Source organism: Enterococcus sp. DIV1767 (assembly GCF_050542585.1).
Lineage (GTDB): Bacteria > Bacillota > Bacilli > Lactobacillales > Enterococcaceae > Enterococcus_D > Enterococcus_D innesii.
This window is the reverse complement of the sequence record NZ_CP172936.1, coordinates 2373080-2392872: the sequence shown is the minus strand read 5'-3', so window position 1 is coordinate 2392872 and position 19793 is coordinate 2373080. Positions and strand designations below refer to the sequence as shown.

The following is a 19793-nucleotide window of genomic DNA, read 5'->3' as shown; positions in this document are numbered from 1 at the left end:
GTGGGAAATCATGACAACGATCAAGGACATTGCTGAAAAGGCGGGAGTAGCGAAAAGTACGGTTTCCCGCTATCTGAACAATGGCTATATCAGTGAAGAAAAGCGCAAAAAAATTGATCAGATCATTGCTGAAACTGGCTATCGTCCTAATACATTTGCTCGATCGCTGAAAGCCCAAGACACGAAATTGCTAGGCGTGATCATTCCTCGGCTGAATTCACCATCGACAAATGATGTGTTGAAAGGGATCGATACGACGGCACGGGAAAATGGCTATCAAATGCTGATCACCAACTCTGATCAAAGCGATGAACGGGAACTAGAAAATATCGAAATGCTGGTCAAACAAAAAGTAGCAGGGATGATCCTTTTTGCGCGTAAAATCACGCCGCAGCTGCAAGCGGTGCTGGCAGAGGTTCCTATGCCGGTTTTATTGTTAGGCCAACAGTTAGCTGGCATTCATTCCATCGTCCATGAAGATTATCAAGCGGGCAAAACCATGGCAGAATATGCAGTCAGCGCTGGCCACCGACGTTATTTATTCGTTGGGGTCAGCGAGAATGATTATGCGGTAGGTGTCTTGCGAAAAAAAGGATTTCTTGATGTCTTGGCACAAACCCCCAACGTCAAGGTGGACTTTATCGAAACGTCTTTTTCTAGAAGAGAAACGTACCAAAAAGCTCTTGTGTTCTTGAAAGATCAACCGGCAACGTACATCGCCTGTGCTACGGACAATATCGCTGTTGCTGTATTGAAAGCCGCCCATGAACTAGGGTACCAAGTGCCGCAAGACTTTTCCTTGAACGGATTTGGCGGCTATGATTCGACGGATTATGTCTATCCGACCATCACAACGACCCAATATCCCTATGTCCAATTAGGCATCGATGCCGTCTTAACGATCCAAAAACTGACACAAGGGGAAGAGGTTCCTGAAGTGATCGAATTACCGAATCGATTAGTGGTCAAACAGTCGACTGCCAAGCTTGACAATCAGGAGCGATAAAGCAAATATTTTTCGAGAAAACAGAACGTCCAGTTGCGGCGTTCTGTTTTTTTATTTTCTTTGCTTGCAATTGCAAACGGTTTCTGTTAATCTACAAATGTAGAACCGGTTCCACAAATGGACCGACGATCAAAGGAGTGGGAAAAATGAAGGAACAAAAAACGATCGACCAAGTGTTAGAAGCTGTTGGCGGCAAAGAAAATGTCAAAAACTTTGAACACTGTGCCACACGTTTGCGCTTGATTTTGAAAGACGATCAGTTAGTAGATAAAGACAAAGCGGAAGCAGTTGAGGGCAGCAAGGGCTATTTTTTCAACACGGGACAGCATCAGTTCATTTTTGGAACAGGAAAAGTCAATGAAGTGTATCAAGCCTTCGCTACAGAGATGGGCAATGACGCCTCCGCTGAAAAAGCTGGCTTCAAAGATGATGTTTATTCGAATCTGTCACCCGTCCAAAAAGTTGTCCGTACGTTGTCAGATGTCTTGGTGCCACTGATTCCAGCTTTGGTGACGACGGGGCTCTTGATGGGGATTCGGGGATTATTGACCGAGTTGGGGGTCACCTATAGTGCTGACTGGTTAGCTATGTTTGAAATGTTAACGGATACAGCGTTTGCCTTTTTACCTGTTTTGATCGCCTATAGTGCGACGAAAAAATTCGGCGGTAATCCGATCATCGGGATCGTGGTAGGATTGATGATGGTGGCTCCGCAATTGCCGAACGCTTGGGCAGTTGCCAGCGGGGATGCAGAGCCACTGCACTTATTCGGTTTATCGATCTCTGGGTATCAAGGGTCGATTTTTCCAGCAATTATTGTCGGGATCTTAGTTTCTAAGTTAGAAAAATGGTTCCGTAAATTTGTTCCACAAATGATGGATTTGATCGTGACACCATTCTTAACGATCGTCATTACTTTAGGTTTGATTTTGTTTGCGTTAGGACCAATCTTGCAAGTAGCTGAAAGAGCAGTCATCAACAGTATCGTCTACTTGGTGCAAGCACCATTGGGCATCGGTTATATCATTTACGGAGGGGTTCAGCAAGTGATCGTGATCACTGGATTGCACCATTCGTTAAGTATTATTGAGTTAGGGTTATTGAATACGACAGGCGAAAACGTCCTACAAGTCTTAGGTACAGCAAGTATGGCGGGACAATTTGGGGCTGCGATCGCTGCGGCATTTATTTATAAAAACAAAGTCAAACGCTCAAATGCCATCAGTGCGGCGGTTCCAACCTTATTTGGGATCACGGAACCTTTACTATTTGGGGTCAACTTACGCTCGATGCGGATTTTTGGCGCAGGCATGCTGGGGGGCGCAGTCGGCGGGTTTGCGACGTATGTCTTCCAATTAGCTGCCACTGGGATGGGCATCACTTTTATTCCAGGACTATTGTTGTATACTGGAGATTTCGGTGCCATGCTGAAATACGTCGTCGTGATTTTGATTGCCTTTGCAGTCGGTTTTGCTGGTGTCCAATTGCAGCGCAAACCGCTAGCCAAAGAGTTGAACCAATAAATAATCCCTTGCTGTTCATCGGCAAGAGAAAAGAGGTACCACAATGTTAACGAAAGAATACTGGGCACAGCTTGCCCAAACTCAAAGCGAATTAGCGGAAAAAATCAGTGCTGATGCGTGGCGCTTGAACTATCATTTGATGCCAGAAACAGGATGGATGAACGACCCGAACGGTCTTTGCCAATTCAAAGGTGTCGTTCATTTTTACCATCAATATGTACCGCAAACGCCCCACGGCGGAGAACCCCCCCACTGGGGACACAAAACGTCGACGGATTTTGTCACGTTTCAAGAAGAAGCGCTGTTTCTTTCTCCCGAACACAACTATGACAAAGACGGGGTCTACTCGGGTTCTGCCTTTATCGAGAATGACACGATCCATTTTTTCTATACTGGGAATGTCAAACATCCTGGTGATCATGACTATACCTTTAGTGGACGAGAACAAAACACGGTCCATGTAATCAGCAAAGACGGCTATACCGTCGAAAAGCAAGAAGTCGTGATTCCGCATGAGGACTATCCTGAAGGATTTACCGATCATATTCGTGACCCAAAGGTTTTTGCCCACGAAGACACCTACTATATGCTGCTAGGCGCGCGTACGTTGGAAAACGAAGGCAAAATTTTGATTTATGAATCGACGGATTTAAATGAATGGAACTATCGAGGAATCTTTTTCGGTGAGGACTATGCGCTAGGCTACATGTGGGAATGCCCAGACTACTTCCACTTAGATGGCAAAGATGTGTTGGTCTTCTCACCGCAAGGCTTGGCAGCCAAAGAACATGCTTGCCAAAATATCCATCAATCAGGGTATCTGATTGGAGAGGTGGATTGGGAGACCCTGACGTTCAAAGAAACTTCTGCGTTTCGCGAACTTGATTATGGCTTTGACTTCTATGCCCCGCAAACCTTTGAAGATGAGCAGAAACGGCGGATCTTGTGGGGCTGGATGGGGTTAGGGGATACCAGTCCTGAATACAGCAATCCAACGATCCCTCGCGGCTGGCAGCATGCCGCAACGCTGCCAAGACAGCTTTCGGTCAAAAATGACCAGTTGTATCAAGAACCTTTGCCAGAATTCCAAAATTTGCGGGACAAGCAAGTCAGCCAAAAAATTGTGCTATCAGAAAAACCGCAGCACTTGTCATTCGATGAATCGGCGTATGAGTTGCAATTTATGGCGGAAGCCCCATTGCAGCAGTTCCAGCTTGGGCTTTTGCAAGATACGACTTTGGCTTATGAAGCTGGTGTCTTCACGATCCATCATGGCGTTTCTGGCTACGGTCGTAAACAGCGCAGTGTCAAGGTCGATGAGCTGACGCAGCTGCAGATTTTCGTCGATACGTCGTCGATTGAGATTTTCTTAAATGGCGGGCAATATTGTTTGACCTCTCGCGTGTATCCAAAACGGACCGAGGCGATCGCTCTCAGCGGAACTGGCACGGTTACTGTCAATGCATGGGCATTGGCGAAAAAATAAAGCAACGACCCGAAAACGACAGCAAACAGTTGGTTTTTCTTGTTGCGCCTCCTAAAAGTCAGCTTTTTCTCTGGCTTTTAGGGGAGCATCATACCAACTATTTCGCTGTCGTTTTTTGCTTACTACTACTTTTGTTGGTTTTGGATAAAGGTCTGCAGCGCAGGCGCATCGATCCGATAGCCGTCTGCAGTTTTTGAGACTAGTTTTTGCGTTTTGAAATCTTTTAAGGTATACGTCAAATGGCGATAGCTCACGCCTAAGTATTCTGCGGTCTCCGTTAATTTTTCTTGAAAAAGATCATCGATCGAAGCTTCCAACAGTAGCTGGGCAAGGCGCCAAGCCAAGGGATAGGTTTGATTGACGGAAAAATGATCCATACGCAGCAGCAATTTTTCACCGATAGTTTTGCCTAGCGTTTGTACGAAAGCCAGGTCTTGCATGAGCCCGTGAGCTGCTGCTTTCATAGGAATGCCCAGACAAGTTGTTTCACCGATCGCAACCACGGTCTTCGGCACTGTTTCGGCGCCAATCAACGTGAGATCACCAATGCAGTCACCAGGATGGAGAAACTGTAGCAAGGCACGTTTGCCGTTTTCTTGCGTTTGAATGATCTTGGCTTTGCCAGTCAATAGGACGAAAAAGACCGACATCGGCACCGTTTCTTTTTGGATCGCTTCTCGATGATCAAAGGTCCAGAGGGCACTTTGTTGTAAAATCTCCTCAGGAATCGGCAAGGGGCAGCTTTCTTTGATTGGTACCTGCTTTATTGCCAAGGCATAAGCGGTTTTTTTCACTTTTTTCCTCCAAACTAGGAGAAATCTCCTATTTGTTTTTAGTCAGTATAGCACATACTTAGAAAAGCAAAAATGAAAGTGTGGGAGAAAAAATGAATAAAAAGCAATGGATAGGATCTGGGATATTTTATGGGCTGAGTGCTTTCGGGATCAGCTTGACCATTAAAGCCAGCGTCGGGGTCAGTAGTTTTAATGCCTTAAATGTCACACTGGCAACGATGTCCGGAATCAAAGTCGGCACCATCACAACAGCCATCAATTTGGGCTTTTTAGCTGCCTGTTGGCTATTGGATCGGCGGCAGACGTCCCTCAAACAAAAAGGCAGTGAGTACTTGATTATGTTTTTTGCTTTGCTGGCATTCGGCTATTTGATCAATGGCTTTGTTTACTATTTCTTGGCATCGCTGCACTTGACGAATTATTGGAGCCAACTAGCTGCTTTGATCGGTGGGATCTTGATTTCTGGAACGGCGACGGGGCAAGTCTTACGGTTGCAGGTCTTGAAATTTCCAATCGAGCACTGGTGTCATTTGCTGGCGCAACGCAGTCGCTGGACGTTCAAGCAGTACCGTTATGGCGTTGATGCGGTCTGTATTTCGGGGGCGCTCTTGCTAGCGATCAGTTTGGGCTTACCGCTAGCGGTGAGGGAAGGGACGGTCATTAGTTTCTTTTTGCTGTCGGGTGCCATCGCTTGGTCGAAGGAACGTGACTTGACTTTGGGAATACCGACACGGCAAAAGCGTCAAGGGTAAATCCTTCAACGCCTTTTGATCTTACGCATCAAATTGCACAGTGATCCCGGATTTCGTCAATTGTTCCCATTCACGGATCGTTGGCAAACGACCTTGACAAAATAGCTGATCGTCGACATAAACGAGCGGAAGACAGCTGCGCCCATTGCTTGCTAATTGCTGGCTAACGTCTTGATTCGTATAGAAAGGGGCAGGATCTTTTGTAAAAAAATATTCGTCGATCGTTAAAGGTTCGTTATGAAATGTTTGATGAGCCTGGGTCCTTTCTTCATTTATTTTTAACTGGTGAGTCAAGTGTGCTTCCCAAGTATCTTCTTTCTGGTCGGCATAAACAGAGATCGTTGGCATTGCATCAAATCCTTTCATGACAGCTGATTTGTCAAAAGTATACCTGAATTTCTTGCCACGAGCAAAAAAAGAGTGGCAAAAAGAAGTGAAACAACAAAAAAAGACGCAAATGCGTCTTTTTTGTTGTTTCTTATTCGTCAGCGGGTAAAAAATCGAAATTGGTCAACTCGTTGTAGGAATATGCTTGGTCGATTTGTCCTTTGTCTTTTGTCCAAGCAATGATCGCGTCGAATTGCTCTTGCGGCACTGCTTGAGCATACGGATAGTCTTCCTGGCTGTCTAAGTAAGTACTCATAGCATCTGGAAATTGATAGTCTGCCAAGATGTCAGCATAGTCTTTTGCTGAATGAGTATTCATGTAATCGATGGCTTCGTTGTAAGCAGTGTAGAATGCTTTTAGGTCTTGCGGGCGATTTTGGATGACTTCGTCCATAAATTGCAGTGTGCCGCCTTTGATGCCAGCATCTTTAGAGCTGCCTAAAACAATCGCCCCTTGGGCAGCCAACATGCTGGCTTGCGGTTCCGTATAAACAGCGCCATCGACTTGGTCATTGAGCAATGCTTCGGAACGGGCAGAAAAAGAAGCGATATCCACGATGTCATAAGTAAAATCATTTTCCTGTGCAAATTGGTCCATGATGTATTCTAAAATGAAATTCGGTACAAGGGTGATTTTTTTATCCGCTAACCCTTTCATCTCAGTGATCCCTGAATTCGGTGAAGCGAGAATCTTGAAGTTTTCCAAAATATCAGAAGTAATCGTCATATCGATGCCGTTTTGCTTGAAGGTCGCTTCTGTCATGACATCGCTGATGGTACCATCCAACTCGCCTGCCTGCACCGCCACATTGCGGTCATTCGGGGAAGTGAAGGATTTCAGCTCCACAGTCAATCCTTGCTTTTCGAAAAAGCCTTCTTCTTTTGCTAGAATGATCGGAATCGCTGATTCTGCTGGTAACACCCCAATCGTCAATGTTTGATCCGTGACCGCAACTTCTGTACTGCTAGTGCTGGAATTGCTGGTACTTGCTGTTTCGCCAGTGTTGCCGCAGGCGGCAGCGCCGACAGCGAATAGTGCTAGGATACTTGCTAAAATCGTTTTTTTCATTGGTTCATTTCCTCGTTTCTAAATCGTTGTTCAAAAGCAGCCATTGGTAATGAGAACGGGATGACTGCCCGATGGAGTTCCATTGGCTTGGTTTGTGCCGTGTTGATCCCTGGTTTGGTTGTAAATGCTAGAACAAAGCCTTCCTTTTCCAAGGTGGCGATCGTCTGCTGATCATAGAAGCCAAAAGGATAGGCAAAAACATCCTGGATGGCCACATGCTGATTGCAGCTTCGTAAGTCTTGCGCAAAGGCGGCCGGTGTTTCCCACATCGAACGCCCATGCTGGTCCTTGCGTTCGTGAAAATGATCGGTATGATTGGCATATTCGAAGACATCGCTCATTTCGGCTAATTCGGCGTTGCTCAATGTCCGTGAAACTTCTGGCTCGTAAGGCTGAGGGGCATCAAAAAGCCAGCCGGTCACGACAAAGGCAGTTGCCTTGAAACCAGCTTCTTTCAACAGTGGGTAGGCATATTCTTTCATCGATTGATAGCAGTCGTCAAAGGTCAGCAATACGGATTTTTCTGGTAGCGGCTGCTGCCGGAAATAAAAATCTTTGACTTCTGCAAGGGTCAACGTATGGTAATTTTCTGCTTTAAAAAAGTCGATTTGTTGTTTAAAATGAGAAGTGCTATTGAATAAGGGCAGAGGCAAGGCATCTTGATAACCGTCTGCGACTTTGATCGGGCGGACCTGATCATAAAGTTCTGCTTCGGGACGTATTTCATGAAATACGAGGGTCTGAAACATCATAAACCATCCTTTCTTGTCAATCACGCAAAAAATAGTATAGCATAAAATGTGAAAACCAACACAAATAATTTGAAGAAAGAAGTTTATTCTCTTATGAGTATTCTATTCGATTCCGTTTCTTTTACCTATGGAGATATCGCTATTTTTAAAAACCTTTCGTTTTGTTTTGAACAAGGCGCGACCTATGTGCTGCTGGGAGAATCGGGGATTGGCAAAAGCACGCTTTTATCCTTGATCAAAGGGTTGCAGCGACCGCAATCCGGCACGATCACTTACCAAGGCTGTTCCCCTGACAACATCGAGGTCGTTTTCCAAGAACTGCATTTGTTTCCTTGGCAAACAGTCTACCAAGCCCTGGAAATGCCGCTGCTTATCAACCAAATCCCTAGTGAGCGCCGTAAAAAACGGGTCACCAGCTGTATTGCTGAGTTGGGATTGACGCAGGTGCAAGACCGCTATCCGCATCAGCTTAGTGGCGGTCAAAAACAACGGACCGCCATGGGGCGGGGTCTGATCACACAGCCCGATGTTTTATTATTGGATGAGCCGACCGCTTCGCTAGATCAAGAAACCAGAGCAAACGCCCAAGCCATGATCGCTGCCCAACAGCAGCGTAGACAAAACAGCTTGATTGTGGTGACCCACGATCCAGAAGAGGCAGTGTTTTTGGGGCAGACGATTTTGCTGCTAAAAGATCAAGGCGTTACGCCGATCAGTAATCCTTTTTACGGCAGCCAGCAGGAACGAGACTCATTGGCTTTTTATGAAGTCGTCTTGCAGTTGAAAGAACAAATGAGGGAGGCAAGGCAATGAAAACCATTAAATCTTTTGCTTGGGGCTTCTGTTCGTTTGTCGTGGTTTGGTGGGGTGTAAGCTGGGTGACCAACAATCGTTCACTGCCTAATCCTTTAGAAACGGCTGAGCGTTTTTGGGCATTGCGAGAAGTCTTGCTGATCCACGCAGGTGCCAGTTTGCTGCGGGTATTTGCGGCGCTCAGTGGGGCTTTACTGGTTGGGGTGCCGTTAGGGATCTTGATTGGGCGATCCCAAAGAGCCGATCGGCTGCTTGGTCCACTGCTTTACTTTTTATATCCGATTCCTAAAGTTGCGTTTTTACCCGTCTTTATGATTTTCTTTGGCTTAGGCAATTTCTCAAAAGTTCTCTTGATTTTTGCGGTGATCGTCATTCAAGTGATCGTCTCGATTCGTGATGCAGTCACAAAGATCCCACCAGCGTATTTTCAAGTCATGAAAAATTATACGAACCAATGGCGCCATGTCTTGCGCTTCGTTATTTTGCCCGCGCTCATGCCCGCACTTTTTGCCAGTGTACGGGTCAGTATCGGGATTGCGTTGGCTTCCCTCTTTTTTGTCGAAAACTATAACACGACGTATGGTGTCGGCTATCTGATCTTAAGTGCGTGGTCAAAAATGGACTACCCGCAAATGCTTTCCGGGATCCTTCTGATTGCTTTGATGGGCTATCTGTTTTTTGCCAGTATCGATTGGTTGGAAAAAGTGGTGTGCCGTTACCGACAATCTTAGAAAAACATGATCGATTGATGAATGGTTGCGGCAGTTCGTGTAGTTTCATAACAGAGGGGAAAAAAAGAAAAATCAATAAAACGCTTGCAACGTTTCTATAAAAATAGTATAGTAAAGGCAATCAAATGGGTAGTTACTGATAATGCAGGCTATACCTTTTTACGTGTGTATGGATCCTACACATGTATTAAGGTATCGCCTTTTTTCATTTTAAGGAGGTGAGAAGCGTCTTGAAGATCAAAAAAATCTTAAACAATAATGCAGTTTTGGTCGGACAAGATGGCAAAGATTTTATCTGGATCGGCACCGGTCTTGGCTTCAAAATGAAACCCGGGCAAACTGCTGATGAATCAAAAATTGAAAAAGTGTTTGTGCTTCATAAAAACAAAGTTTCCGAGCGGTTTTTAAGTTTATTGTCATCCATTCCGACAAAATATGTGTCTTTAGCGGATGATATTATCTCACTTGCGAAAGCGGAAATTAACCAGGAGTTAAGCGAGACGCTCTATGTATCACTTACCGATCATTTGTATAACCTGTTTAAACTGCATGAACAAGGAATCACAGTTACGAACCGATTATCATGGGAAATAAAAAAATTTTATCCGCAGGAATTTGAAGTTGGTAAAAAAGCACTAGAACGGATCGAACAAGAAACAGGGGTTGTCTTTGAGGAAGAAGAAGCAGGAAATATAGCAATGCATTTGATCAATGCACAAGTAACAGATGAAGTTGATCAGCCAAAAGATGTCCAATCGATTGCAAAAAAGATTCGCGATATTATTTCACTTATTCGATTTTCTAACAAGATACAAATTGATGAAAACTCTTTGGCATTCGATCGATTTATCACCCATTTGCGCTTTTTTTTCCAGCGATTGAAGGCTCGACCAGATGTGGTAAAAGCAAATCCACTATTGGGACACGTAAGCGGACAGTATGCAGACGCTTATAAGACGATGCTTTTGATTGAAAAGTATTTAGGTGTTCCCTTGAACGATGATGAAAAGCTGTACTTAACGTTACACATTCAAAAGTTAATAGAGAACGAATAAAGGTTGTTACTGATAATGCAGGCAAGACTGATAATTATTCCATCAAGGAATAGTTATTTGTCTTGCTTTTTATTTTTACATTGAAAGGATGAGGACGATGGCATATCGAGAATTGGTCGATGAAATTTTAAAAGGAGTCGGCGGAAAAGAAAATATCAATGGGGTGACCCACTGCATCACAAGGCTACGTTTTGATTTGAAACATGAGGGGCAAGCAGACACAGAAACGCTGAAAAAGACGAAAGGGATCGTGACAGTTGTTCAAAGCGGCGGTCAATACCAAGTCGTGATCGGCAATCATGTGCCGGAGGTGTACCAAGAATTTGTTCAACATGCAGGATTGGCAGGAAATGACGCGGCACCTTCGGGAGAAAAGAAAGGACCGCTGGATGCTTTTATCGATGTGATCTCCAGTATCTTTACACCTGTATTGGGTCTTCTAGCTGCCACAGGGATGATCAAAGGATTAAATGCGCTATTTGTTTCTTTGGGATGGATTGAGAATACTTCAGGAACCTATGCGATTTTGCAAGCAGCAGGTGATTGTTTCTTCTACTTCTTTCCAATCTTTTTAGGATATACCGCAGCGAAAAAATTTGGTTTAAAGCAATTTGTCGGTATGGCGATCGGTGCTGCCCTTGTTTATCCAGCTTTGTCTGGCTTGACGGCAAATGCCGAACCGTTGTATACCTTGTTTGCAGGAACCGTTTTTGAATCGCCTGTTTATGTCACTTTTTTAGGGATACCAGTCATTTTAATGAGTTATAGTTCCAGCGTTATTCCTATCGTCATTGCTACCTATTTTGGTGCCAAATTAGAAAAAGGTATTACAAAAATCATTCCTAGTATTGTGCGAAGTTTCTTAGTTCCGTTTCTAACCGTCTTGATCATGGTTCCCCTGACTTTCATTGTCATTGGTCCGATCGCGACGTGGATCGGCAATTTGTTGGGTGCGGCTGTGTTGGCGATCTATAACTTCAGCCCAATTATTGCAGGGATTGCAGTTGGTGCTGTTTGGCAAGTGTTGGTCATGTTTGGTCTTCACTGGGGAATCATTCCGATCGCAATCAACAATATCGGTGTTCTTGGTTACGACCCAGTGATGGTCTTAGGACAAGCGACTCCTTTTGCGACCGCAGGAGCGGTGCTGGCAGTTATTATTAAGTCTAGAAATAATTCTATTCGGGCAATCGGGATTCCCGCATTTATTTCCAGTCTGTTTGGGGTATCGGAGCCATCCTTGTACGGTATCACGTTGCCTAGAAAAAAACCATTTATTGCAACCTTGATTTCAGCATCGATCGGCGGGTTAATCATGGGTGCAATGGGAACAAAATCCTTTATTATAGGTGGGATGGGTATCTTCAGTTTACCCAACTACATTGATCCAGCAAAAGGCATCGGAAGCGGCTTTTATGGGTATGTATTAGCAATCACTGTAGCATTCGTCTTATCATTTATTTTAACGATTACTTTCTTGTATGATCCGCAAGAAGATCGACAAGAAGCAAAAGCCAGTGATAATGAAGCCTCACCTTTGATTCCATCAGAAAGAGCAGCGAAAGAAATCACTTTTTCGTTACCGTTAACAGGCATCGTTTTGCCTTTGTCGGCAGTAGAAGATCAAGCATTTGCAAATGGATTATTAGGAAAAGGCTTAGCAGTTTCACCAGATGAAGGACTGGTTCGAGCACCTTTTGACGGAGTTGTTGAAACACTGTTTCCAACGAAGCATGCGATTGGCTTGAAGTCGGACGATGGCGTGGAAGTGTTAATTCACATCGGCATGGATACAGTGAACTTAGATGGTCGTTTTTTCGAAACAAAAGTCAAGCAAGGGGATCAGGTCAAGCAAGGAGAGGTACTGCTCACATTTGATAAAGAAGAAATTGAAGAGGCAGGATACTCGTTAGTGACGCCGATCGTCGTTACGAATACTTCCGCATACTTAGATGTGATCGCTGATGATAATCGAGGGGCGATAACGATCATCAAGTAGTCGCAATGACCAAGAAAAGGAAAGAAAGAAGGAAAGAATGCTATGCGAGCAATTATGCTGATGTTTGATACTCTGGCTAGAGATTTTTTATCAAACTACGGAAACGATTGGATCAACACGCCAAATTTTGAACGGCTAAGAGAAAAAACGATTACGTTTGACAACTTTTATGGTGGCAGCATGCCTTGTATGCCAGCGAGAAGAGAACTTCATACAGGTCGTTACAATTTTATGCATCGTTCGTGGGGACAATTAGAACCCTTTGATTCGTCAATTTTTGATACGCTGCAGCAAAATGGGGTCTATTGTCATTTGGTAACCGACCATTCCCATTACTTTGAAGATGGCGGTGCCACTTATCATAACCGTTATTCCACATGGGAAGGATTTAGAGGACAAGAAGGTGACCGATGGGTTCCAAGAAAACAGGCAGAGAATCATCCACCGCTGAATCCGTTAAATAAGAGTGGTATTTCTGTGGAACAGCATTTTGCGAATCGAACACGGCAAGCAGTAGAAGAAGACCTGTCCACGGTTCAAACGATCCAAGCCGGCTTGGATTTTTTGGAACAGTACAAAAATGAAGATCAATGGTTTTTGCAAGTCGAATGTTTTGACCCCCATGAACCATTTTATGTGCCAGAAACCTATCGCAAATTGTACCAGGAGACACCAAATGAATCACCTTACTTTTGGCCAAAATATGGTCGTGTAACAGAAGACGTTGGCGAGCAGGATTTGATTGAGCTGCAAAAAGAATACGCAGCGTTGATCAGTATGTGTGACCATCACTTAGGACGAGTGCTGGACTTTATAGAAAAAAATAATATGTGGGAGGATACCTTGATCATTGTGAATACCGACCATGGCTTTTTGTTAGGGGAACATGACTGGTTAGGAAAAAACGTAGCACCGATGTATGAAGAAATCATTCATCTGCCCTTTTTCATCAGTTACCCGGAAGCTGAATCGGGAACCCATACTCAAGTATTGAGTCAAACCATCGACATTCCAGCAACTTTATTGGATTATTTTGAAATTGAGAACACCTTAGATATGGATGGCAAATCTTTGCTGCCTGTGTTGAAAAAACAGCATTCACAACCACTTCATCAAGAAATTATTTTTGGCACAAACGGCGGTCATGTCAATATCTACGATGGTCGTTATGTGTATATGCGTGCATCGGTTCACCCTTCGAATGGACCAATCACCATGCAGACGCTTAGTTATGCTTCATTGCGAGGTTTTTTTAATAAAGAAGTCTTAGACAGTATGGTCTTGAAAGAGGGCAATCGATTTACAAATCATTTTCCATACACAGAAGTCGAAGTTTCCACCTATATCGATTCTTATTCAGTGGGCCACTTGCTGTTTGATTTAAAAAATGATCCAAAGCAATTAACACCGCTTCATGACCCACTGATTGAACAAGAAATGATTCAGAAATTGATTAAAGTAATGGATCAGATTGAAGCCCCTGAAAGCGAGTATCAGCGTTTAGGTTTAAGAAATACACAGAGGCAGACAATCGAACGAAAGAAATAAAGAAGTGAGGAACAACAAATGAAACACATCTCCGTATTGATCAAGCCAGCATCCTCTCTTTGCAATCTGCGCTGCACCTATTGCTTTTATGCCAACGTCAGTTCCTTGCGCGAAGTGCGTTCCTTTGGCAAAATGAAAGAGGATGTAATGGAAAAGATGGTTGCAAACATCTATGCAGACTTAGAAGCTGGCGATCATTTGACGTTGGCATTTCAAGGCGGAGAGCCGACGATGGCGGGGCTGAGTTATTTTAGAAAACTAACGGCTTTTGTAGCGGCGCAAAAAAAGCAAGTGACAGTACACTATGCGATCCAGACCAACGGCATGGTGATCAATGACAAGTGGTGTCGTTTTTTGAAAGAGCATCGCTTTTTAGTCGGGCTGTCGATCGATGGGCATCCGCTTGCGCACGATCGGCATCGATTAGACGCCAAAGGACGGGGGACCTTTGCACGGGTTTTGCAGACCAAGCGATTATTGGACGCCTATCAGATTGAGTACAATGTCTTGTGCGTGTTGACTAATCCCTTAGCAAAGGAAGCCCAGCGTGTGTTTGATTTTCTCATGGAAGAGCAGATTGCCTTTGTACAGTTCATTCCTTGTTTGGCTGATTTGGATGCCACATCAACCAACGACTATGCCTTGACACCAAGAAACTTTGCTCACTTCTATCAGCAACTGTTGGTGTTTTGGCTGCAGGAGTTGACGCAAGGACGTTATCTAAGTATCAAGCTGTTCGATGATTTACTGAATCTATTGGTGCGGCAGCAAGTAACTGCCTGCGGGATTCTAGGCAATTGCCAAGTCCAGTATGTGATCGAAGCCGACGGCAGTGTCTATCCTTGTGACTTCTATGTATTAGATGAGTTTCGCATGGGCTATATCCAAGAGCAAACGTTGCGGGAATTGTTTTCTCAAGACTGTTCGCAGCAGTTTTTGTGCCAGAAAAAAGACATGCCTTCGAAGTGTACGCAATGTCCTTTCCAAAAAATGTGCCGAGGAGGCTGTAAACGAATGAAAGATACAATGTACGTGGATAGTGAGGGTTTTTGCGGCTATCAGGAGCTGTTAAAAGACTTCACACCTAGAATCAATGAGATACTGGGGCTTTTGCAAGGGGTGAGACGATGATCGGACTGATTTATTTTCTCGTGATCGTCTTAGCAAATGCCGTAGGGGCAGTTTCTGGCATGGGGGGTGGCGTGCTGATCAAACCGATTTTCGATTTTATCGGCGCCCATTCTGTTGCTGCGATTTCTTTTTACTCGGCGACAGCGGTCTTTACGATGTCCATTGTTTCGACAACTAGACAATTAGCCAGTGGACGGAAAATCAATTGGTCGATTGCCTTGTGGGTTTCTGGCGGCGCTGTGTTAGGCGGTGTTTTAGGCAATGTTGTCTTTGAACGGCTATTGCTGGTCTTTCGAGACGACAAGCTAGTTCAGCTGATCCAAATCCTTGTGACCGTGCTGACACTATTATTTGCTTTTTTGTATACAAAATATAACTGGCGCGGGTTTGCGTTGAAAAAAGTCGGCTGGTATGCAGCTTGCGGCTTGATTCTCGGCTTTCTAGCCAGTTTGCTGGGGATTGGCGGCGGACCCATCAATGTTTCTTTATTGATGCTGCTGTTTGCCATGCCGATCAAAGAGGCGACGATTTATTCAATTTGTACGATTTTTTTCTCACAGCTGGCAAAAATTTTGACGATCGCTTTTTCGACAGGTTTTGGTGCGTATGATCTGCAAATTTTGTGGTTTGTTATTCCAGCCGCGATCGTGGGAGGACTCTTAGGCGCCAAGGCCAGCAACGTCCTGTCACCACAGCGAGTGACACTGGTATTCCAAACCGTGATCGTACTGGTGTTACTGATCAATCTGTACAATGGCTATCAATTATTATAAAAAGGAGGCAAGCAGATGCCCACGATTCCAGCAGGAACTTATCGAATCGGCACGAATACGATGGACGGCTTTGCCGAGGATCTTGAGGGACCGCAAATCAGCCTCGACAGCCCAGCATTTGCCATTGATGCCACGACGGTGACGAACCAAGCTTTCCAAGTTTTTGTGGAAGCAACAGGATATGTCACAGAAGCCGAGCACTTTGGCTGGTCGTTCGTTTTTCACTTTTTTTTAAGTGAGCAAACGAAACACCGCAGTCAAAAGGTACCGAATATGGCTTGGTGGTACGCGGTTGGCGGCGCAGATTGGCGTCATCCTGAAGGGCCTGATTCAACGATTGCCCAGCGGATGGATCACCCAGTGGTTCAGGTGTCTCGCAACGATACGATCGCCTATTGCCAATGGACAAAAAAACGCCTCCCGACAGAAGCAGAGTGGGAGATCGCTGCAAAAGGCGGGACAAGTTTTGAAAAATATCCTTGGGGAAGGGAATTTTTGGCAGAAAATACCTATCATTGCAATATTTGGCAAGGAGAGTTTCCAACAAGCAACACGCAAGCAGATGGCTTTGCCAATACAGCGCCTGCGAAATGGTATGAGCCCAACGGCTTTGGTCTCTATCAAGTAATCGGCAATGTCTGGGAATGGTGCGTCAATCCTGCCCGCATCCCGCTGACGCAGTTTCAACAACAGACGGGACAAACCTTTTGGGCAAGGAATCAAATCCAAGATGATCAAATGTATGCGACTCGCGGCGGTTCGTTTTTGTGCCATGAATCCTATTGCAAACGATACCGAATTGCCGCTAGAAATGGTAATTCTGGGATGTCGGCAGCTAATAATCTAGGGTTTCGTTGTGTCAAAGACTTGGATCAGTAAACCGATAAAAGCAAAAGCGGCACCTATTCACGGGGATAGGTGCCGCTTTTGATTTTATTGCCATTCGGATTGATAATTTCCTTTGAGATCATAGACATAATTGATCTCGGTGCGATTACGAATCCCATTTAACCCAACGGTCCAAGTCCATTCACCTTGGAAGCCGTTTAAAATGACGATGCTGACGCCAGGGACATAGTGATCCAGCTGAGCTGCTCGCGCCTCAGAATCCTTGATGATCTTGGGAATGACGCCCCAGTTGATGGCATCAAAGGCAATGGTATCTTCCATCGAAAGCTCGATCGTATCGTCGTCTTTTTTCCATTTGGTCAACAGATTTTCTGGGTAATACCAATACTCGTCTTGCAGGCCTGTGTTTGGATTGATCACTCGCGCAACTGCATAAATGCCGCTTTTTAGCGGGACATTGCGGATGTGAAAACTATAGCTGACCAGTTGCAGCTCTTTGTCCTTGAATGAGGATTGATTCGGCAGCGCCGCCATAATTTCTTTGGCACTGGTTTCTTCTCGGAAAAGTTGGCGATCCACTGGCAACAACGTAGAGACCGCTCCAATACAAAAGAGAATCGCTGGCAGCAAGAGCAATGAGAATAACCAGTAAAATGGCGATTTTTTGCGTTTTTTGAGGCCGATGATCAGACCGATCAAAAAGACCAGCAGGATCCCTGCTACCCAAAAGTAGGGGAACAAACGAATGATCTGATGCCTGGTTTCAACGACTTGGTATTCATTCAGACCAAACCAATTTTCCGCGATGGTGAGGTTATTTAAAACAATGATTCCGCCAATAATACTTAGAATAAATAAGAAAATCAATAGCAAAAGCATCCGGCCGAGTATCCGACGTATCAGCGAGGGTCTAGTAAGTGGGGTCATGAGTCACGTCCTTTTTATTTTTTTCGAAAATAGCAGGTTAAATACAAGAGTAGTACAACTGGTGTTTTTTTTTTCAATGATTGTAGACAAAAAAACTGCATCCGCAGATGCGACCTCAAAAAGTTAGACCAAAAATCTAACTTTTTTAGGGTCAGTATACCGCAGATGCAGGTTTTATTTTCAATTAGTCGAGGGTTTGTTGGCGGGCGATAGCTGGAAAGAATTTCAGGCTATACAATGCGCTGATCCCAACTAGAATATAAATGACGCGGGCAATGATCGACGTGCTGCCGCCGGTGATCGCTGCGACAAGGTCAAACTCGAAGGCGCCGACCAGCAGCCAATTGATTCCACCGATGATTAATAGCGTCAGTGCGATCCCATCAAATGTTTTTAACATAGGAAACTCCTCTCTAGTTGTCATCCCATCAACTTTCATCGTCGGTGATGGTGACATCTTTTTCTTTCTCGCCTTGTTGATTGCGCTCATTATAGATATAGACATGGCGAACGATTTTAATCAGCGGGCGAATGGTCAAAAAGACTCCGCCGATCAAATAAGCAATCGTTCCGTAAATCGCAGGCAAGCTAGTTAATGAAACGATACTCCCGAAAATATAAAACAAGCCCGTCAAAATATCATTCGTAAGTGAGATCAACATGTAACGATTTTGAAAGTAGATGCGAAAGCGGCTTGCCTTGATGATCACATCTTCTTCTTTTCCCGGATCGAATTGATGTTCACTCCGTTTGATTTTTGGCATAGGTGCCATCACTGCTCCTTTATTTGTGCTAAGGTTTCAAGACAACTTTGATATTCTTGTCTTCTTTTTTGTCAAAAATCTCATACGCTTTGGCAGCATCTGCTAGAGGCATCGTGTGGGTGATGATCTGTGACGGATCAAAGAGTCCGACCGCAATCATGTCATAAATTTTTGGCATCAAATGGATCACAGGTGCTTGCCCGTGTTTGACATCAATGTTGCGCATAAAGAATTCTTGCAATGGATAAGAAGAAGCAGGTGTCATGTAAACGCCAGTGATTTGGACGGTACCAAATTTTTTGACTGCTTTGGCGGCCATCTGGATCGGTGAGATCGTGCCACTTTGCAAGCTGACTAGGTTTTTGGCTTTTTCTTTGACGGGTTCTAAACCATCCATCCCAACACAGTCGATGATTACATCAGCGCCACCTTTGGTCAGCTCATACAGTTCATCAGCACTAGTAGCCAAATCATCCAATTGGAATGTTTCGACTTGATTGTAGCTGCTGGCTTTTTCTAAGCGATGAGCAACAGGGTCCACGGCAATCACCCGCTTAGCGCCTGCCATCACGGCAAATTTTTGGGCAAACAAGCCAACTGGGCCTGAGCCTAAGACGATCACGGTATCATCCTTTTTGACGCCAGCATTTTGGACACTCCAATACGCTGTAGGTAAGATGTCAGATAAAAACAATACTTTTTCGTCAGGGATCGTTGATTCAGGTACGATAAACGAGGTGAAATCTGCGAAAGGGACGCGCAAGAATTCGGCTTGACCGCCCCAGTGGTTGCCGTTCATTTTTCCAAAACCGAATAAGCCGCCATATAATGTATCTTCTGAAGAATTGTCGCATTGACTTTCCATTTCATTTTGACAAAAGTGGCAGTGACCGCAACCGATATTGAAAGGGATGACGACGCGATCGCCTTTTTTTAGTTTCTGTACTTGACTGCCGACTTCTTCGACGATACCCATTGGTTCGTGACCAACAACATAGCCTTCTTCCAAAACAGAGCCGCCATGGTGGTAAAGGTGGAGATCAGAGCCGCAGATTGCAGTTGCGGTGATTCGGATGATCGCATCCGTCGGTTCCAAAATCGTTGGATCTTCTACACGGCGAACGTCCATTTTTTGATTTCCTTGCCAGGTTACTGCTTGCATCATTTTTCCTCCTTGTTTGTTCAGATAAGTTCGGACAATCCCTAATTTTTTCAACAACATGTTTTTACTTTTCAGTAACAGATAGTTTAATTCTGCAAGGATTTTAACGATTTGACAACGAAAACGCTCAAAATGGTTGATTTGTTTTTTCTTCATCAATGGTTTAAAAAAAGAAAAACAGATGATTTGCTAAAAAAGTGAAAGCGTGACACTATTAAAGTGAAGTATGCATGCGTTACGAGTATCTAACGGAACCTGCATCAACCAGTGAC

The 19793-nt window shown here is 44.5% G+C and carries 20 protein-coding genes; 12 read left to right on the top strand and 8 right to left on the bottom strand.

Translation table 11 applies throughout. The annotated features are described in order from the left end of the window. Positions 1-10 precede the first annotated feature (10 nt). From IGI78_RS11350 to IGI78_RS11340, 3 genes are all read left to right on the top strand, one after another. Positions 11-1006 carry a LacI family DNA-binding transcriptional regulator gene (locus IGI78_RS11350; RefSeq protein WP_195264709.1) on the top strand — a complete coding sequence of 332 codons (996 nt, stop codon included), beginning with the start codon at positions 11-13 and terminating at the stop codon, positions 1004-1006. Between the two features lie 146 nt (positions 1007-1152). Then, positions 1153-2529, top strand: a complete 1377-nt coding sequence (locus IGI78_RS11345) for a PTS transporter subunit EIIC (RefSeq protein WP_195264710.1) — start codon at positions 1153-1155, stop codon at positions 2527-2529. Positions 2530-2572: 43 nt separating this feature from the next. Next, positions 2573-4015: a glycoside hydrolase family 32 protein gene (locus IGI78_RS11340; protein ID WP_195264711.1), complete on the top strand. Its 1443-nt coding sequence runs from the start codon at positions 2573-2575 to the stop codon at positions 4013-4015. A gap of 125 nt (positions 4016-4140) precedes the next feature. On the opposite strand, the gene IGI78_RS11335 is transcribed toward IGI78_RS11340, so the two are convergent. Continuing rightward, positions 4141-4809 (bottom strand): cyclic nucleotide-binding domain-containing protein, encoded by a 669-nt coding sequence (locus tag IGI78_RS11335; RefSeq protein ID WP_086292000.1) that lies wholly within the window; start codon positions 4807-4809, stop codon positions 4141-4143. Positions 4810-4901: 92 nt separating this feature from the next. On the opposite strand from IGI78_RS11335, the gene IGI78_RS11330 reads away from it, so the two are divergent. Continuing rightward, the gene (locus IGI78_RS11330) at positions 4902-5561 is read left to right on the top strand and encodes a YczE/YyaS/YitT family protein (protein WP_034878443.1); all 660 of its coding nucleotides are present in this window, start codon (positions 4902-4904) and stop codon (positions 5559-5561) included. 21 nt (positions 5562-5582) lie between these two features. Here the strand turns inward: IGI78_RS11330 and IGI78_RS11325 are convergent, their stop codons facing one another. From IGI78_RS11325 to IGI78_RS11315, 3 genes are all read right to left on the bottom strand, one after another. After that, positions 5583-5927 (bottom strand): arsenic metallochaperone ArsD family protein, encoded by a 345-nt coding sequence (locus tag IGI78_RS11325; protein ID WP_142424223.1) that lies wholly within the window; start codon positions 5925-5927, stop codon positions 5583-5585. Positions 5928-6039: 112 nt separating this feature from the next. Then, on the bottom strand, positions 6040-7017 hold the full coding sequence (locus IGI78_RS11320) for an ABC transporter substrate-binding protein (RefSeq protein WP_195264712.1): 978 nt from the start codon (positions 7015-7017) through the stop codon (positions 6040-6042). Continuing rightward, complete coding sequence (locus IGI78_RS11315) at positions 7014-7766, bottom strand: polysaccharide deacetylase family protein (protein ID WP_195264713.1); 753 nt, start codon at positions 7764-7766, stop codon at positions 7014-7016. Before IGI78_RS11315 ends, IGI78_RS11320 begins: the two co-directional genes overlap by 4 nt. 96 nt (positions 7767-7862) lie before the next feature. Between IGI78_RS11315 and IGI78_RS11310 the strand changes: the two genes are divergently transcribed. The 8 genes from IGI78_RS11310 (at position 7863) to IGI78_RS11275 (ending at position 16698) form a co-directional block, all read left to right on the top strand. After that, positions 7863-8582 (top strand): ABC transporter ATP-binding protein, encoded by a 720-nt coding sequence (locus IGI78_RS11310; protein WP_229045486.1) that lies wholly within the window; start codon positions 7863-7865, stop codon positions 8580-8582. Continuing rightward, a complete protein-coding gene (locus IGI78_RS11305) occupies positions 8579-9313 on the top strand; it encodes an ABC transporter permease (protein ID WP_195264715.1) in 735 nt (244 codons plus the stop codon). Before IGI78_RS11310 ends, IGI78_RS11305 begins: the two co-directional genes overlap by 4 nt. A gap of 230 nt (positions 9314-9543) precedes the next feature. Further along, positions 9544-10368 (top strand): PRD domain-containing protein, encoded by an 825-nt coding sequence (locus tag IGI78_RS11300; protein WP_223273017.1) that lies wholly within the window; start codon positions 9544-9546, stop codon positions 10366-10368. Positions 10369-10465: 97 nt separating this feature from the next. Continuing rightward, positions 10466-12367 (top strand): beta-glucoside-specific PTS transporter subunit IIABC, encoded by a 1902-nt coding sequence (locus IGI78_RS11295; protein WP_195264716.1) that lies wholly within the window; start codon positions 10466-10468, stop codon positions 12365-12367. A gap of 42 nt (positions 12368-12409) precedes the next feature. Beyond that, complete coding sequence (locus IGI78_RS11290) at positions 12410-13915, top strand: sulfatase-like hydrolase/transferase (protein ID WP_081118229.1); 1506 nt, start codon at positions 12410-12412, stop codon at positions 13913-13915. An 18-nt stretch (positions 13916-13933) separates the two neighbouring features. Next, on the top strand, positions 13934-15046 hold the full coding sequence (locus IGI78_RS11285) for a radical SAM/SPASM domain-containing protein (RefSeq protein WP_195264717.1): 1113 nt from the start codon (positions 13934-13936) through the stop codon (positions 15044-15046). After that, entirely contained in the window at positions 15043-15819 is a 777-nt protein-coding gene (locus tag IGI78_RS11280; RefSeq protein WP_195264720.1) for a sulfite exporter TauE/SafE family protein, read from the top strand. The genes IGI78_RS11285 and IGI78_RS11280 overlap by 4 nt, the downstream gene beginning before the upstream one ends. Before the next feature lie 15 nt (positions 15820-15834). Then, positions 15835-16698 carry a formylglycine-generating enzyme family protein gene (locus tag IGI78_RS11275; RefSeq protein ID WP_195264723.1) on the top strand — a complete coding sequence of 288 codons (864 nt, stop codon included), beginning with the start codon at positions 15835-15837 and terminating at the stop codon, positions 16696-16698. Positions 16699-16752: 54 nt separating this feature from the next. Here IGI78_RS11275 and IGI78_RS11270 read toward each other — a convergent pair whose 3' ends face one another. The 4 genes from IGI78_RS11270 to IGI78_RS11255 form a co-directional block, all read right to left on the bottom strand. Next, positions 16753-17595, bottom strand: a complete 843-nt coding sequence (locus IGI78_RS11270) for a hypothetical protein (RefSeq protein WP_195264725.1) — start codon at positions 17593-17595, stop codon at positions 16753-16755. A 184-nt stretch (positions 17596-17779) separates the two neighbouring features. Further along, the gene (locus tag IGI78_RS11265; RefSeq protein WP_008379021.1) at positions 17780-17995 is read right to left on the bottom strand and encodes a DUF378 domain-containing protein; all 216 of its coding nucleotides are present in this window, start codon (positions 17993-17995) and stop codon (positions 17780-17782) included. 28 nt (positions 17996-18023) lie between these two features. Next, entirely contained in the window at positions 18024-18368 is a 345-nt protein-coding gene (locus IGI78_RS11260; protein WP_195264726.1) for a YrhK family protein, read from the bottom strand. 19 nt (positions 18369-18387) lie between these two features. Beyond that, on the bottom strand, positions 18388-19521 hold the full coding sequence (locus tag IGI78_RS11255) for an alcohol dehydrogenase catalytic domain-containing protein (RefSeq protein WP_195264728.1): 1134 nt from the start codon (positions 19519-19521) through the stop codon (positions 18388-18390). Positions 19522-19793 lie beyond the last annotated feature (272 nt).

What these genes read in the sequence shown, in the direction of transcription:
- IGI78_RS11350 (WP_195264709.1), top strand. Translation starts at nt 11, where the DNA reads ATGACAACGATCAAGGACATTGCTGAAAAGGCGGGAGTAGCGAAAAGT.
- IGI78_RS11345 (WP_195264710.1), top strand. Translation starts at nt 1,153, where the DNA reads ATGAAGGAACAAAAAACGATCGACCAAGTGTTAGAAGCTGTTGGCGGC.
- IGI78_RS11340 (WP_195264711.1), top strand. Translation starts at nt 2,573, where the DNA reads ATGTTAACGAAAGAATACTGGGCACAGCTTGCCCAAACTCAAAGCGAA.
- IGI78_RS11330 (WP_034878443.1), top strand. Translation starts at nt 4,902, where the DNA reads ATGAATAAAAAGCAATGGATAGGATCTGGGATATTTTATGGGCTGAGT.
- IGI78_RS11325 (WP_142424223.1), bottom strand. Translation starts at nt 5,927, where the DNA reads ATGAAAGGATTTGATGCAATGCCAACGATCTCTGTTTATGCCGACCAG.
- IGI78_RS11320 (WP_195264712.1), bottom strand. Translation starts at nt 7,017, where the DNA reads ATGAAAAAAACGATTTTAGCAAGTATCCTAGCACTATTCGCTGTCGGC.
- IGI78_RS11315 (WP_195264713.1), bottom strand. Translation starts at nt 7,766, where the DNA reads ATGTTTCAGACCCTCGTATTTCATGAAATACGTCCCGAAGCAGAACTT.
- IGI78_RS11310 (WP_229045486.1), top strand. Translation starts at nt 7,863, where the DNA reads ATGAGTATTCTATTCGATTCCGTTTCTTTTACCTATGGAGATATCGCT.
- IGI78_RS11305 (WP_195264715.1), top strand. Translation starts at nt 8,579, where the DNA reads ATGAAAACCATTAAATCTTTTGCTTGGGGCTTCTGTTCGTTTGTCGTG.
- IGI78_RS11295 (WP_195264716.1), top strand. Translation starts at nt 10,466, where the DNA reads ATGGCATATCGAGAATTGGTCGATGAAATTTTAAAAGGAGTCGGCGGA.
- IGI78_RS11290 (WP_081118229.1), top strand. Translation starts at nt 12,410, where the DNA reads ATGCGAGCAATTATGCTGATGTTTGATACTCTGGCTAGAGATTTTTTA.
- IGI78_RS11285 (WP_195264717.1), top strand. Translation starts at nt 13,934, where the DNA reads ATGAAACACATCTCCGTATTGATCAAGCCAGCATCCTCTCTTTGCAAT.
- IGI78_RS11280 (WP_195264720.1), top strand. Translation starts at nt 15,043, where the DNA reads ATGATCGGACTGATTTATTTTCTCGTGATCGTCTTAGCAAATGCCGTA.
- IGI78_RS11275 (WP_195264723.1), top strand. Translation starts at nt 15,835, where the DNA reads ATGCCCACGATTCCAGCAGGAACTTATCGAATCGGCACGAATACGATG.
- IGI78_RS11270 (WP_195264725.1), bottom strand. Translation starts at nt 17,595, where the DNA reads ATGACCCCACTTACTAGACCCTCGCTGATACGTCGGATACTCGGCCGG.
- IGI78_RS11265 (WP_008379021.1), bottom strand. Translation starts at nt 17,995, where the DNA reads ATGTTAAAAACATTTGATGGGATCGCACTGACGCTATTAATCATCGGT.
- IGI78_RS11260 (WP_195264726.1), bottom strand. Translation starts at nt 18,368, where the DNA reads ATGGCACCTATGCCAAAAATCAAACGGAGTGAACATCAATTCGATCCG.
- IGI78_RS11255 (WP_195264728.1), bottom strand. Translation starts at nt 19,521, where the DNA reads ATGCAAGCAGTAACCTGGCAAGGAAATCAAAAAATGGACGTTCGCCGT.